A 13144-nucleotide genomic window follows, 5' to 3' on the forward strand; every position below is an offset into this window, starting at 1 on the left:
CCATCAGAGTGCACGCTTCCTGGGGCCTGGCACCTGGGCGTCAGACTCTCGCAAATACAGGGGTGTTGAGTCCAGCAAGGCCTGCCCGGCAGTGAGCTTTGCCAAGGCGAATTGGCCCAGCGAGGCCGCATCCGGCTGGGAGGCGGCGAAATCTTCATCCGCCTTGAGGACATCGGCGTACAAGCCTGCTCCCGCGCCGAACACCGGCAACTCCGGAAGCTCAGACGCGAAACCAACATGGGGGCCGTCCACCAGTTCCGGAAGCTGGCCCTCGGCCAGGGTGTAACGGGCCCAGTAGACCTCTTTGCGCCGGGCATCCGTAGCCACCAGGAATTCGGGGGTGGCTGCGGTGGACTCCGCCACTTCCAAGGCGATGGCATCCAGGCTCATGAGCCCGTACAACGGCTTGTCCCACACGAAGGCGAGAGTGCGGGCGGTCGCGATACCGGAGCGGAGTCCTGTGAACGGGCCCGGCCCCACACCCGTGACAATCGCATCGATGTCCGCCCCGGTGACCCCGGCACCGCCCAAGAGCTTCCCGATCCCGGGAGCCAGAACTTCCGCGTGGCTTCGGGTGTCCTCCGTAGCGAAAGAATCCACCACGCTTTCCATGGCATCGTCGGAGATCAGGGCCGCGCTGGCAACCGCTGAGGTATCAATGGCCAGTATCAGCATCAGTTGCCTTCCACCGGTGAAGTAGTTTCCAGGAGTAGCGGTGCCTCGGCCCAGCGGGGACCGAACCCACGGAAGACGATGGTGCGGGGTTCGTCGTCGTCATCAGTATCGAAGTCCATCACGTCGCCTTCCGTTGTGGCTGCCGGGATATCCCCGCCAACAGACCTGAGAAGGTCAACTTCCAAGCGGCTGTCAGAGAGATGCTCCACCCGGTCCCGGCCCCACTCCACCACGGTGACCGCAGTATCCATGGTGTTCTCGAGATCGATGTCGTCAATCTCTGCTGCCGAGTCCAGCCGGTAAGCGTCAACATGGACCAGGTCCGGGCCCCCGGGCCTGGGTCCATCGGCAAGATTGGGGTGGATCCGTACCAAGACAAACGTCGGCGAAATGATGCCGGCGCGGACTCCCAGTCCCTCGCCAAGTCCTTGGGTGAACGTCGTCTTACCCGCACCCAGTTCGCCCGTCAGGACCAAGAGATCCCCGGCCTCAAGCACCCCAGCCAAAGCTGCTGCGAGCGCATGGGTCTGCTCCGCCGTCGAAACTGTGAGCGTGCGCTCCCACTGGGCGTCGCTCACAGCGTGGCCTTATCTGCTGCGGTGGTGACTTCAGCCCGGGCGGACATCTCATTGACGTAGCTGCGTGGAACCCGGGGGCTGATGCGCGTCACGATTTCGTAGTTGTTGGTTCCCGCCGCGGCCGCCCAATCATCAGCGGTAGGCCCGCCGTCGGCACCGTTGCCGAACATGACAGCCTCGGCGCCTTTGAGACTTGCCGCCGCTTCAGGGGACACCGGCCCCAGGTCAATGACCATTTGGTCCATGGCAATCCTGCCAACCACCGGGTAGTTGATGCCCGCCACCCGAACAGGACCTCCAGTGGCAATTCTGGGGACGCCATCCGCGTAGCCCAGCGGCACCAGGCCCAGCGTGCTTTCCTGGCTGGTCCGGTAATGGAGTCCGTAGGAAACGCCCTGGCCTTCGGGCACCTTCTTGCAGTTGGACAGAAGAGTCCGGACTGTCATTGCGGGATGCAGGCCAAGTTCCGCGGACGTAGCCCCTTCAAAGGGCGACAATCCGTAGATGCCAAGGCCCACTCGGACGAGGTCGAAGTGTGAGTCCGGGCGGGACAATGCTGCAGGCGTGTTGGCAATGTGCCGGACCTCCGTGTCCACGCCGGCGTCTTCGGCCATGGCGATGGCTTCACGGAAGACAGCCAGTTGATCATCCGTTTCAGGACGTTGGGGCTCGTCAGCAACGGCGAGATGGGAGAAGATGCCCACCACCCGCAAGAGGCCTTGGTCCTGGTATTCCATGGCCTGGCCCAACAACTGGTCCCAGTCTGCGATTGTGCAGCCGTTCCGGCCCAGTCCCGTATCCACTTTGAGGTGCACCCGCGCCGGCCGCTCCTGCTCCCGGGCGGCAGCCACCACGGCATCAAGTTCCCAACCGGAAATTCCGACGTCGATGCCGGCGGCCACCGCCGCTTGGAAGTTACTTTCGCGGGTGTGCAGCCAGGCGAGTAGCGGGGCATCAATTCCGGCGGCACGCAGGGCGAGCGCCTCGGAGATGTGGGCGACACCCAGCCACGCCGCTCCGGCGTCGAGGGCTGCCCGGGCAACCTGGACAGCACCATGGCCGTAAGCGTCTGCCTTAACTACGGCCATAACAGCGGCCGGGGAGGCGATACCGACGAACTGACGAACGTTGTGCCGCACGGCGTCGAGGTCAATCACGGCGGAGCGTTCCAGCACCGCTGACTTTGCTATGGAGGCCTTCGACCCGATACCGATATCTGCAGCTGCTTCGTAAGTCACCCTAGAGATTCTAGTGCTGTCAGTGAACTCGGGATAACGGCGCGGTTGCGTGCAGGCTCACCCACGGCTACTGGGCGTCCGACAAATGCGCGATGGTCGCCCGGGCCCGACGCTGTGCTTCCGCGGGGATGTCCTTCACGATCGGTTCCAGAAACGCGAAGCGCCGCAACCACTGACTTGACTGACGTTCCTTCCGCGCATTCGCCCGTTGCCACCAGTCGGCGATGTCGCCCCAACCCGGTGCTGCCAGCGAGCCGCCCACTTCCTGGACCGCCAAGGAAGCGCAAAGGTTCGCGAACCGGAGCCGGTCCCCCAGCCTCCACCCTGCCAGGCATCCCACGATGAAGGCGGCCCCGAAACAATCACCGGCGCCCGTGGGGTCGGAGGCTGATACAGGCAAGGACGGCACCCACTCCTCTTCCCCGGTCTCCGAATCCACTGCCACCGCGCCTTGGGGGCCGAGGGTTACCACCGCGACGGGAACCCTGTCCGCCAAGGAGTACAGTGCCGCCCAGGGGTCGGCCTTCCCGGTAAAAGCCATCGCTTCAGGGGCATTGGGTAGGAAGGCATAGAAGTTTCCCAGCTGGTCCAGCCGTCGCTCTGACCACTCCCCTGTTGGGTCCCAGCCCACCACTCCGAAGAGTTTGGTGCCTGCCTCCTTCGCCGCGAGCATCCACGGTTCCAGTTCCTCGCCCAGGTCAGCGACGGCGGCGAGCGCCTTAGGTGGCTTCCCGATCAGTTCAGAGGAACTGATCGGCGCGGGGTGGCCGTGGGTCACCATGGACCGGTCCTGGTTCACGCACATGGACACCGTGACCGGTGAGTGCCAGCCCGGCACCCTCTGCGAGAGCGAGAGGTCAACGTGTTCCTGGCTTTCCAGGATCTGCCAGTTGTAATCACCGTAGCCGTCGTCCCCGAACGTTGCCGCGAGGTTGGTCCGCAAGCCGAGGCGCGCGGCGGCAATGGCCTGGTTGGCTACACCACCGGGGCAGCTGCCCATGCCCTCGCTCCAAACCTCCGTGCCGGGTTCGGGCGCGTGCGGGAGCCCGGTGAAAATGATGTCCTGGAAAACCGTTCCAGTGAGGAGGAGGTCGCATTGGTGGTCCGTATCCGACCGCAGCGCAGCCAGGGGGTCGAATCGTCGCTGGGGTATAGCGTCCATGCACGGCAGACTACGCTGCACGTACTGGGCTGCATAGACTTGCGGGCCTGCATAGACTCGGACCATGCGGCTCATGATCGCCGGTGGCGGCGGATTCCGGGTTCCCCTGATTTACCGGGCCTTGTGCGCGGGTCCTTTCGCCGGACTTGTGGATGAACTCGTCCTTTTTGACGTGGACGGTTCACGTCTCGCCGCCATTGAGGCCGTACTCCGCGACATGCCCGCCAACCAAGGTCCCGCGCCCGCCGTCGTGGTTTCCACAGACCTTGGGCAGGCTCTCGGTGGGACGGACATGGTATTCGCGGCGATCCGTCCAGGCGGTACCGCCGGAAGGATCGCGGACGAACAGGTCCCCTTGAGGCTGGGGTTGCTGGGCCAGGAAACTACTGGCGCCGGAGGGATATCCTATGCGCTCCGCTCGATTCCCCACATGCTGGAGCTCGCCGAAGCCATGCGACTCCATTGCCCCGACGCGTGGCTGATCAATTTCACGAACCCTGCAGGCATGGTCGCTGAAGCACTGGTTTCCGTCCTGGGACGCCGGGTGATCGGCATCTGCGACTCCGCTGGTGGTTTGGTCCAGCGGGCGGCCCGCGCTGCTGGTGCCCCCCTTAAAGAAGGAACGCTCGACGGCGTGGGCTACTTCGGACTGAACCATCTCGGCTGGCTTTACCGCTTGGCGCCTGGGGGACGGGATCTGCTGCCGGGCCTGCTGTCCGATTCCGCTGTCCTCGAAACCATGGAGGAGGGGCGGTTGTTCGGGCAGCACACCCTGCTGCAGCTTGGCTGCCTGCCCAACGAATACCTGTACTACTACTACCAAACGGCACAGGCCACCGAAGCCATTGGACAGCAACGCGAAACGCGCGGTGCGTCCATCCATCACCAGCAACAGTCGCTCTACCCGTCGCTTCTTCAGGCATCGCATCCTTATCAGCTCTGGGATGCTGCCCGGCGCTCCCGCGAGGAAGGCTACCTGGCCGAAGCGCGGACGCATGGGGAGCAGCGCGACGAGTCTGACCTCGCAGGGGGCGGCTACGAACGTGTTGCCCTGTCCGTCATGCGTGCGCTCTCCGGGGGTGGGACCGCCCAGCTGATCCTCAACGTGCCCAACTCGCCGGTGTTGCGTGCCCCGTTTGCCGCTGAGGCGGCCATTCCAGGGTTGCCGGCAGACGCCGTCGTCGAGGTTCCTTGCCAGGTAACGCCCGACGGCGCGTTGCCACTTCCGCAGGACCGGCCGGACGGGCAGTTCCTCACCCTGATGCAGCACGTGAAAGAGGTCGAACGGCTGACCATCCGGGCCGTCGTCGCCGGCGAGCGCGAAGCCGCTGTCCAAGCATTTGCCGCCCACCCATTGGTGGGTTCGGCCCCCTTGGGCCGGCAACTGCTGGACGCGTACGAGGCAGCTTTTCCTGAGCTAAGCCAGTTGTGGGCCTAGAGCTTCCTGTACATGACGTGGAGGCCTACGTAGCCGATCTCCGGGTGGTTGAAGGCCTCGGGTACCGTAGCCAGAATCTTGAACCCCATGGATTGCCACAACCACACAGCCCTGACATTGCTCTCCACCACGGCGTTGTACTGCATGGACCGGAACCCGGCTGCCTTGGCTTCGCTCAGTGAGTAGGCGCAGAGGGCCCGGGCGATCCCTTGGCCCGAGTTGTTGGAACCCACCATGTACCCGGCGTTGGCAACATGGCTGCCACCGCCGGCTTGGTTGGCGTGGAACTCCCCCGTTCCCAGGATCTCGCCAGTGTCCTGGCGCACCGCTACAAAAGTTTGACCGGGAGCTTCCTTGAACCACTTGGTCTTTGCTGCGTCCTCGGTGGTGTCACGGTCCCAGGTAAAGGTCTCGCCGTCGCGGATCACGGGTTCCAGGATGGACCACATGCCGGGCCAGTCTTCAGGCGTTGCTTTGCGGACGTGGAAGTTTTGTTCTTGGCTCACAGCCGCCACGCTAGCAGCCTTGTCCATATAGCGGAGTTTGCTCGGCTTGGGACTCGAACGCAGGAGTAGTGTTTTCTGCAGGGCAAAGCTCATTATTGCCGTGATCTTGAGGAGGACTGGGTGCCGTTGATCCGTCGTGTGGCGTTCCTGTCGCTGCACACCTCCCCCATGGAGCAGCCCGGCGCGGGAGATGCCGGCGGAATGAACGTCTACGTTCGCGCCCTGGCCATGGCACTAGCCGAGTCCGGTGTCGAAGTGGAGATTTTCACCCGCTCCACCAAATCCGGTCAGCCTGCCGTCGAGCATCCCGGGCCGGGGGTTTGCGTCCATAACGTCATGGCAGGTCCGCGGCGCAAACTACCCAAGGAAGAATTGCCGGCCCTCCTGCACCACATGGTGGAAGAGATCGACAAGATCCGCCACCAACAGCTCCATGGGCGTTATGACGCCATTCATTCCCACTATTGGGTTTCCGGGGTTGCAGGGCTTGAGTTGTCAGAACTGTGGGGTGTTCCGCTGGTCCACACAATGCACACCATGGCCAAAGTCAAAAACCTTGTCCTTGAGTCCGGCGAACGGCCTGAGCCCCGGCGCCGGGAAGAAGGCGAACAACGGATTGTTGACGGTGCCTCGCGGCTGGTTGCCAACACTCCTGCCGAGGCGGACGAACTGGTTTCCCATTACGGAGCAGACCTTGACCGGATTGACGTCGCGCCACCCGGGGTGGACCTGAAGGTGTTCACGCCGTCCTTCCGACGGAAGTCCCGTTCCTTGAGGGGAGTCAGGCCCGACAGCTTCCATATTCTCTTCGCCGGAAGGATCCAGCGGCTCAAAGGCCCGCAGGTTTTCGTCAAAGCCGCAGGGATCCTCCGCCAGCGCAGGCCTGACATCGATCTGGAAATGACTATCCTGGGGTCCCTTAGCGGTGCCAAGGACTTCAACCTCCAGCACTTCATCGAAGACGCCGGACTGGCCGACGTCGTCACCCACCGGCCGCCTGTGGTGGCGCCGGAGCTGGCCAGTTGGTTCCGGTCCGCTGACGTGGTGGTGATGCCGTCCTTCAGCGAGTCCTTCGGGTTGGTGGCGTTGGAAGCACAGGCGTGCGGTACACCCGTAGTGGCCACCAACGTTGGCGGCCTCTCCCGCGCCATCTCGGACGGACGAACCGGAATGTTGGTGGACGGGCACGACCCCTCAGACTGGGCCGACGCCCTTGAGGATCTTTACGACGACGTCCAAACCCGGGAGGACATGGGCCGGCTCGCTGCCACCCACGCCGAGTCCTTTGGATGGCAGCGCACTGCAGCCATTACCTTGGAAAGCTACCGGGAAGCCGTCGGCGGCCTGCTGGTCCCGCGACGCTGAGTCTCCGCTCGTAACCGCTCCCGGGCTGATAGATTGTCGCGCACAGCGTAAGAATCACAGCCTAAGAATCCCAGCAGCAGCATCCCCGCTGCGGGCAGAGCCGAAGGACAACGATGTCTGAAGACAAGATCCTGAGCGATCTTGAAATTGCCCACCGCGCAACCATACGTCCCATTGAAGACATCGCCGAACGCGCGGGCATCAATGTGGACGCCCTTGAGCTCTACGGGCCCCACAAGGCCAAGATCAACCGGGCCAAGCTGGTACTCCCCCAGGGAAAGGCGCCCGGCAAGGTGGTGCTTGTCTCTGCCATGTCTCCCACCCCGGCAGGCGAAGGCAAATCCACCACCACCGTGGGTCTAGCTGACTCCTTAGCCCGTGCCGGGCACAAAGTGATGATCGCACTGCGTGAACCCTCCCTGGGCCCCATTCTGGGCATGAAGGGAGGGGCAACCGGCGGCGGATACTCACAAGTGCTTCCAATGGACGACATCAACCTGCACTTTACCGGCGACTTCCACGCAATCACATCTGCGAACAACGCCCTCATGGCGCTGGTGGACAACCACATTTTTCAAGGCAACCAGCTCGGAATCGATCCCCGGCGCATGACGTTCAAACGCGTCCTGGACATGAACGATCGCTCGCTCCGGGAAGTTGTCATCGGCCTCGGCGGCCCCATACAGGGAGTTCCCCGGCAAGACGGCTTCGATATAACGGTTGCGTCGGAAATCATGGCGGTCTTCTGTCTCGCCACGGACCTCGACGACCTTCGGGCACGCCTGGGACGCATCACTTTCGGGTACACCTACGATCGCACCCCGGTCACCGTGTCAGACCTCGGCGTGGAAGGTGCACTGACCATGCTCCTGAAAGACGCCATCAAGCCGAACCTCGTCCAAACCATCGCCGGGACCCCCGCGTTGGTGCACGGCGGACCCTTCGCGAACATTGCCCACGGCTGCAATTCTCTGATCGCTACCTGCACCGCCATGCAGCTTGCGGACATCGTGGTCACCGAAGCGGGCTTCGGCGCAGACCTCGGCGCTGAGAAGTACATGGACATCAAGGCGCGCATCGCCGACGTGGCGCCATCCGCCGTCGTGGTGGTTGCAACAATCCGCGCCCTCAAAATGCAGGGCGGGGTTCCCAAGGAGAAACTCAGCGAGCCAAACATCGAGGCCATGGCAGCAGGCGTCGAGAACTTGAAAAGGCACGTGGGCAACGTTGCGAAGTTCGGCATTTCGCCCGTTGTATCCATCAACAAGTTTGGAACCGACACTCCCGAGGAACTTGAGTGGCTCCTCGCCTGGTGTGCAGCAGAAGGCGTGGAAGCCGCCGTCGCTGATGTTTGGGGCCGCGGAGGCGGAGGCGACGGCGGTGACGAGCTCGCAGCCAAAGTTGCGGCGGCTTTGGATGCGCCGTCCAACTTCCATCCCCTGTACCCGCTGGAACTGAGCGTCGAGGACAAGATCCAAACGATTGTGCAGGAGATCTACGGGGCCGATGGCGTGGAGTTCTCAGTTCCGGCACTCAGGCGCCTTGCCGAGATCGAGAAGAATGGCTGGTCAGGGCTCCCTGTGTGCATGGCCAAGACGCAGTATTCCTTCACTGACGATGCCTCTCGGCTTGGTGCGCCCAAGGGATTCCGGGTGCACGTCCGCGAGCTGCTTCCCAAGACGGGTGCCGGGTTCATTGTCGCGTTGACCGGCGCGGTGATGACCATGCCTGGCCTTCCCAAGGAACCCGCCGCGATGCGCATGGACGTGGACGCAGACGGCAACCCCACGGGCCTTTTCTAACCATCTCTCACATCCCAACCCCTTCAACCCGACCATCTCTCACATCCCAACCCCTACAAGCCGACCATCTCTCACTCTTCTGAGGAAAGTGATAGAGCGTCCGGCCCAAGCCCGAGGGATCTGATAGAGCGTCCGGGATACGACAAACGCCCCCGCATCGGAATACGGGGGCGTTTGGTGTGGCGGGTGTTTAGCGCTCGATGTCGCCGCGGATGAAGGCTTCAACCTTGTCGCGGGCGAGGTCGTCGTTGAACTGCTCCGGCGGCGACTTCATGAAGTAGCTGGAAGCGGAAAGCAGCGGGCCGCCGATGCCGCGGTCCAACCCGATCTTTGCGGCGCGGATAGCGTCGATGATCACGCCGGCAGAGTTCGGCGAGTCCCACACTTCGAGCTTGTACTCGAGGGAAACGGGAGCGTCACCGAAGTTGCGGCCCTCAAGACGGACGAAGGCCCACTTGCGGTCGTCGAGCCATGCAACGTAGTCGGATGGTCCAATGTGGACATCGTCGGCATGCAGCTCAGCCTCGACGTTGGAGGTAACGGCCTGGGTCTTGGAGATCTTTTTGGACTCCAGACGGTCGCGTTCCAGCATGTTCTTGAAGTCCATGTTGCCGCCGACGTTCAGCTGGTACGTGCGGTCCAAAGTGACACCGCGATCCTCGAACAGCTTGGCCATGACGCGGTGCGTGATAGTGGCACCGATCTGGCTCTTGATGTCGTCACCAACAATCGGGACACCGGCCTCAGTGAACTTGTCCGCCCACTCCTTGGTGCCTGCGATGAAGACGGGCAGTGCGTTAACGAAAGCAACACCGGCATCGATGGCGCACTGGGCGTAGAACTTGGCGGCCTGGTCCGAACCTACGGGCAGGTAGCAAACCATGACGTCGGCCTTGGCCTCGCGGAGGGCGGCAACAATGTCCACGGCTTCTTCGGAAGCCTCGACGATGGTCTCGCGGTAGTACTTGCCGAGGCCGTCCAGGGTGTGGCCGCGCTGCACCGTCACACCGGTGGCGGGAACGTCGGCGATCTTGATGGTGTTGTTTTCGCTGGCACCGATGGCGTCTGCGAGGTCAAGTCCAACCTTTTTGCTATCGACGTCGAAAGCAGCAACGAACTGGACGTCGTTGACGTGGTACTGACCGAACTCGACGTGCATCAGACCCGGGATCGTGGCCTTGGGGTCAGCGTCGCGATAGTACTGAACACCTTGGACCAGCGATGCGGCGCAGTTACCTACGCCGACAATGGCAACACGAATCGGATGTGAAGACACGGAACTCCTTTTGAGAAATAACCTCAGGTGCCAGGCGCATCCCTGACTGAGTCCAGGGCACGGCTGATTGGCACGGCGCGCCATTCGGCGCACACTTGCATTGTAACCAACACAGCGGAAGCCGGTTTTGTTCCCTACCGGCTTCCGCTGTTTATGTCAGTTCTTGAATGTTACTTCTGCGCCCACAGATTGATGTCCGATTCGACGGCGAATTCGTCAATCGCAGTCAGCTCATCCGTGGTGAACTTCAGGTTGTTGATTGCGCTGAGGGTGTCCTCGAGCTGCGCCACGCTGGACGCACCAATAAGTGCAGATGTTACGGGCGAACCCTTGGGCTGATCGCGAAGGATCCACGCAATGGCCATCTGCGCGAGGGTTTGCCCACGCCCCTCGGCAATGGCGTTCAGGCCCCGCACGCGGTCCAGCTTTTCTTCGGTCAGCGCGGACTCGGATAGGAAGCGTTCCTTGGCTGCCCGGGAGTCAGCCGGCACACCGTTGAGGTACCGGTTGGTGAGCATGCCCTGGGCGAGCGGCGAGAAGGCAATTGAACCGGCGCCCACTTGGTCCAGAGCTTCATACAGGTTCGGCGAACCATTCTCGGTCCACCGGTTCAGCATGGAGTAGCTGGGCTGGTGGATGAGCAGCGGGGTTCCGAGCTCCTTCAGGATCCGGGCAGCTTCGAGGGTCTGCTCTGGCGTGTAGGAGGAGATGCCCGCGTAGAGTGCCTTGCCCGACCGGACCGCGTAGTCCAGCGCACCCATGGTCTCTTCCAGCGGCGTTTCGGGGTCGGGACGGTGGCTGTAGAAGATGTCGACGTAGTCCAGGCCCATGCGCTCCAGCGACTGGTCGAGGCTGGAGATCAAGTATTTGCGGGATCCCCATTCGCCGTAGGGGCCGGGCCACATGTAGTAGCCGGCTTTGGTGGAGATGACCAGTTCGTCGCGGTACGGTTTGAAGTCGTCCTTCAAGTGACGCCCGAAGTTGGTCTCAGCCGATCCATCCGGTGGTCCGTAATTGTTGGCGAGGTCGAAATGGTTGACGCCGAGGTCGAATGCACGGCGCAGGATGGCACGCTGTTCGTCGAATCGTTTGTCGTCGCCGAAGTTGTGCCAGAGGCCCAGCGAAATGGCGGGCAGCTTGAGTCCACTGCGTCCGACGCGGCGGTAGGGCATGGTTTCGTAGCGGTTTTCCGCAGCCGAATAAGTCATACGTTCTATCCTGCCACTGCACAAACCGGGGTGACGGCGCTGTCCGCAATGTGGGCGCCGTCACCCTCGATCGGCGGGGCTTAGTGGACGCGCACGACGGCGGCGCTACCGCCGGGAAGCGTCAGTGTCCGGTCTTCCAAGGCTGCCTCGCTGTCGGTGGCCAGCAACACGGAACCGTTCAGTGGCGTCCCCAGTGCTTCGTCCCCGAAGTTGCAAACCACCCGGACTGAGCCGCGGGAGAACTGCAGCCAGTGTTCGTCGTCGTCGAACTCAACGGAGGTCTCACCGAATCCGCCGTCCGCCAGCTCCGGAGTGTTCCGGCGCAGCTGTGCTAAATCCTTGTACAGCTGCAGCAAGCGTGCGTGGTCGCCTTCTCCTGCTTCGTCCCAGTTGAGCTTGGAACGCTGGAACGTTTCCGGGTCCTGCGGATCAGGGACCGCGGCAGGGTCCCAACCCATACGTTCGAACTCCTTGATCCGCCCCTCCGCTGTGGCCTTCCCAAGCTCAGGTTCCGGGTGGGAGGTGAAGAACTGCCATGGCGTAGAGGCCCCAAATTCTTCGCCCATGAACAACATGGGCGTGAACGGCGACGTCATGGTGAGCACAGCGCCTATGGCCAGCTTTCCGTACGACAACGACGCTGTTAGCCGGTCGCCAGTTGCCCTGTTGCCGATTTGGTCGTGGTTCTGCAAGCAGACCACCAGCGCAGACGGATGCGCCAAATCGTGCCTGATGGGCCGGCCGTGATGCCGTTCCCGGAAGCTGGAGTAGCTGCCATCGTGAAGGAAGCCATGTTGCAGGACCTTCGCGAGGACTGCCAGGGAGTCAAAGTCCGCGTAGTAGCCGGTAGTCTCCCCGCTGAGGTTGACGTGCACGGCGTGATGGAAGTCGTCGCTCCACTGGCCTTCCAACCCGTAGCCGTTGTCCTTGCGCGGATAGATGAGCCGCGGGTTGTTCAGATCAGATTCAGCGATCATGGTCCGGGGAATTCCCGTCTCCGCCTCAATCTCATCTCCCAGCGCGCCGAACTCCTCAAGGATATGCACGGCGCGCTCGTCACGCAGGGCATGCACGGCATCGAGACGAAGTCCGTCCACATGGTAGTCCCGGAGCCACATCGCCGCATTTTCCAGAATGTAACGGCGAACATCGTCCGAGCCGGGTCCGTCCAAGTTGACCGAATCGCCCCAGGTGTTGCCCTCTCCCGATTTCAGGTAGGGACCGTACTTAGGCAGATAGTTACCGCTGGGCCCGAGGTGGTTGTAAACAACGTCCTGGATGACACCCAAGCCGGCAGCATGCGCAGCATCCACAAAGCGCTGGTAGGCCTCAGGTCCGCCATACGGTTCGTGCACGGCATACCAAAGGACTCCGTCGTAGCCCCAGTTGTGGACACCGTTGAAGCCATTGACCGGCAGCAGTTCGATGAAGTCGACACCAAGCTCCACTAGGTAGCCCAGCTTCCCGGCGGCGGCATCCAATGTTCCTTCGGGTGTGAAGGTACCCAGATGCATCTCGTAGATCACGGATCCTTTGAGCTTCCGGCCCTTCCATCCGCTGTCCTTCCACTGATAAGCGGAGGGATCGAAGGTCGCAGATAAACCGTGGACCCCGTCCGGCTGCCTCCGCGAGCGGGGATCCGGGAACGGTCCTTCCCCGTCCACGATGTAGCCGTACCGCACCCCGTCGGCTTCCTGTGCCGCCACGTCAGCCGGCGCGCGCCACCAACCGCGGGCACCGCCGTCGTGGTGGTGTTCCATGCCGTACTCCAAGTCGCCGACCCGCAGCCGAACAGAATCTGCGTTCGGTGCCCAGACGTCGTAACGGTTTTTTCCAGCAGCGTTTTCCAGCATCAAGTTCCCCTGTATGTGTTTAGGCGTGCTTGCAGTGACGATG

11 protein-coding genes are annotated in these 13144 nt (G+C 62.6%); 3 read left to right on the forward strand and 8 right to left on the reverse strand.

Features of this window, described 5'->3' with window-relative positions:
- Positions 1-3: 3 nt before the first annotated feature.
- The 4 genes from tsaB to RIF72_RS01875 all read right to left on the reverse strand — a co-directional run bounded on the left by tsaB (position 4) and on the right by RIF72_RS01875 (position 3653).
- The gene (gene tsaB / locus RIF72_RS01860) at positions 4-675 is read right to left on the reverse strand and encodes a tRNA (adenosine(37)-N6)-threonylcarbamoyltransferase complex dimerization subunit type 1 TsaB (protein ID WP_309073187.1); all 672 of its coding nucleotides are present in this window, start codon (positions 673-675) and stop codon (positions 4-6) included.
- A complete protein-coding gene (tsaE, locus tag RIF72_RS01865; protein WP_309073188.1) occupies positions 675-1253 on the reverse strand; it encodes a tRNA (adenosine(37)-N6)-threonylcarbamoyltransferase complex ATPase subunit type 1 TsaE in 579 nt (192 codons plus the stop codon). Before tsaE ends, tsaB begins: the two co-directional genes overlap by 1 nt.
- A complete protein-coding gene (gene alr, locus RIF72_RS01870; RefSeq protein ID WP_309073189.1) occupies positions 1250-2491 on the reverse strand; it encodes an alanine racemase in 1242 nt (413 codons plus the stop codon). The genes tsaE and alr overlap by 4 nt, the downstream gene beginning before the upstream one ends.
- Before the next feature lie 67 nt (positions 2492-2558).
- Positions 2559-3653 carry a carbohydrate kinase family protein gene (locus tag RIF72_RS01875; protein ID WP_309073190.1) on the reverse strand — a complete coding sequence of 365 codons (1095 nt, stop codon included), beginning with the start codon at positions 3651-3653 and terminating at the stop codon, positions 2559-2561.
- Between the two features lie 64 nt (positions 3654-3717).
- On the opposite strand from RIF72_RS01875, the gene RIF72_RS01880 reads away from it, so the two are divergent.
- Entirely contained in the window at positions 3718-5091 is a 1374-nt protein-coding gene (locus tag RIF72_RS01880) for a 6-phospho-beta-glucosidase (RefSeq protein WP_309073191.1), read from the forward strand.
- Here the strand turns inward: RIF72_RS01880 and RIF72_RS01885 are convergent.
- Positions 5088-5606 carry a GNAT family N-acetyltransferase gene (locus RIF72_RS01885; protein ID WP_309073242.1) on the reverse strand — a complete coding sequence of 173 codons (519 nt, stop codon included), beginning with the start codon at positions 5604-5606 and terminating at the stop codon, positions 5088-5090. The two genes, RIF72_RS01880 and RIF72_RS01885, sit on opposite strands and share 4 nt — an antisense overlap.
- Before the next feature lie 111 nt (positions 5607-5717).
- On the opposite strand from RIF72_RS01885, the gene mshA reads away from it, so the two are divergent.
- On the forward strand, positions 5718-6962 hold the full coding sequence (mshA, locus tag RIF72_RS01890) for a D-inositol-3-phosphate glycosyltransferase (RefSeq protein ID WP_309073192.1): 1245 nt from the start codon (positions 5718-5720) through the stop codon (positions 6960-6962).
- A 113-nt stretch (positions 6963-7075) separates the two neighbouring features.
- Positions 7076-8764 carry a formate--tetrahydrofolate ligase gene (locus RIF72_RS01895; RefSeq protein WP_309073193.1) on the forward strand — a complete coding sequence of 563 codons (1689 nt, stop codon included), beginning with the start codon at positions 7076-7078 and terminating at the stop codon, positions 8762-8764.
- Positions 8765-8954: 190 nt separating this feature from the next.
- Here the strand turns inward: RIF72_RS01895 and RIF72_RS01900 are convergent, their stop codons facing one another.
- The 3 genes from RIF72_RS01900 to treZ form a co-directional block, all read right to left on the reverse strand.
- Complete coding sequence (locus RIF72_RS01900; protein WP_017200299.1) at positions 8955-10040, reverse strand: inositol-3-phosphate synthase; 1086 nt, start codon at positions 10038-10040, stop codon at positions 8955-8957.
- 170 nt (positions 10041-10210) lie between these two features.
- On the reverse strand, positions 10211-11248 hold the full coding sequence (mgrA, locus tag RIF72_RS01905; protein ID WP_309073194.1) for an L-glyceraldehyde 3-phosphate reductase: 1038 nt from the start codon (positions 11246-11248) through the stop codon (positions 10211-10213).
- 80 nt (positions 11249-11328) lie between these two features.
- Complete coding sequence (gene treZ / locus RIF72_RS01910; RefSeq protein WP_309073195.1) at positions 11329-13101, reverse strand: malto-oligosyltrehalose trehalohydrolase; 1773 nt, start codon at positions 13099-13101, stop codon at positions 11329-11331.
- Positions 13102-13144: the final 43 nt, after the last annotated feature.

It is taken from the genome of Paenarthrobacter sp. (assembly GCF_031180005.1).
Taxonomy (GTDB): domain Bacteria; phylum Actinomycetota; class Actinomycetes; order Actinomycetales; family Micrococcaceae; genus Arthrobacter.

What these genes read in the sequence shown, in the direction of transcription:
- tsaB (WP_309073187.1), bottom strand. Translation starts at nt 675, where the DNA reads ATGCTGATACTGGCCATTGATACCTCAGCGGTTGCCAGCGCGGCCCTG.
- RIF72_RS01875 (WP_309073190.1), bottom strand. Translation starts at nt 3,653, where the DNA reads ATGGACGCTATACCCCAGCGACGATTCGACCCCCTGGCTGCGCTGCGG.
- RIF72_RS01880 (WP_309073191.1), top strand. Translation starts at nt 3,718, where the DNA reads ATGCGGCTCATGATCGCCGGTGGCGGCGGATTCCGGGTTCCCCTGATT.
- RIF72_RS01895 (WP_309073193.1), top strand. Translation starts at nt 7,076, where the DNA reads ATGTCTGAAGACAAGATCCTGAGCGATCTTGAAATTGCCCACCGCGCA.
- mgrA (WP_309073194.1), bottom strand. Translation starts at nt 11,248, where the DNA reads ATGACTTATTCGGCTGCGGAAAACCGCTACGAAACCATGCCCTACCGC.
- treZ (WP_309073195.1), bottom strand. Translation starts at nt 13,101, where the DNA reads ATGCTGGAAAACGCTGCTGGAAAAAACCGTTACGACGTCTGGGCACCG.